The sequence below is a fragment of the Nocardia sp. 852002-20019_SCH5090214 genome, assembly GCF_001665865.1.
In the GTDB taxonomy this organism is placed as follows: Bacteria; Actinomycetota; Actinomycetes; order Mycobacteriales; family Mycobacteriaceae; genus Nocardia; species Nocardia nova.
This window is the reverse complement of sequence record NZ_LZMK01000403.1, coordinates 1-604: the sequence shown is the minus strand read 5'-3', so window position 1 is coordinate 604 and position 604 is coordinate 1. Positions and strand designations below refer to the sequence as shown.

2 protein-coding genes are annotated in these 604 nt (G+C 66.7%); one reads left to right on the top strand and one right to left on the bottom strand.

Translation table 11 applies throughout. The features are described from left to right. A partial coding sequence (locus A5780_RS33765; RefSeq protein WP_156769348.1) for a hypothetical protein occupies positions 1-196 on the bottom strand: 196 nt, incomplete at its 3' end. A gap of 55 nt (positions 197-251) precedes the next feature. Here A5780_RS33765 and A5780_RS33760 point away from each other — a divergent pair. Further along, the gene (locus A5780_RS33760) at positions 252-521 is read left to right on the top strand and encodes a hypothetical protein (protein WP_064911080.1); all 270 of its coding nucleotides are present in this window, start codon (positions 252-254) and stop codon (positions 519-521) included. The last annotated feature ends 83 nt before the right edge of the window (positions 522-604 follow it).

Sequence of the window (604 nt, the reverse complement as noted above, 5' to 3'; positions counted from 1 at the left end):
AGGTGTACGTGCCGGCGACGCGGCTGCGACACGTCACGAGATACGCGACGACCTGGGTGTCGTCGTTGGGGCTGCGGTGGACGCTGGCGACCGTGCCGATGTTTTTCCTCGCGTCCTGGTCGCCGGGCTCGGCCGGGCCGCCGTCGATGTCGCTCCACCACTCGATGCGATCACCGACCGCGAACACCTCGCCCATACCCGCGACTATCCCACCCCAGCCTCGCCGCGGGCGCGGGTGACAAGCTCGACCGATGCCCGTCGCGCCGCGCACCCGGATCCGGTTGAAGTCACGCGCCGGCCTCTCCGGCGGCGACCGGATCGGCTATGTCGCCCCCGCCGGGCACGCCGCGGTGGTGCGCACCGACTTCGACCACGCCTCCGGCGAACTCGTTCAGGTGTGGTCGAAAACCCCGCCGACCGGTGGGACGAACTGGGTGGTGGTGTGGTGGCCAGGTAACCACTGGACATGGGAGCGCGAAGCCGATCTCGAATTCGTCGACACCAACCCAAATCCCACATAACCCCCACCTCCATACTCACAAATCCACTCAAATCATCACCCCCACAAACCCACTCACCCATTACCCTCACCACCACACTCCAC

Coding starts and splice junctions, on each gene's coding strand:
- A5780_RS33760 (WP_064911080.1), top strand. CDS start 252: ATGCCCGTCGCGCCGCGCACCCGGATCCGGTTGAAGTCACGCGCCGGC.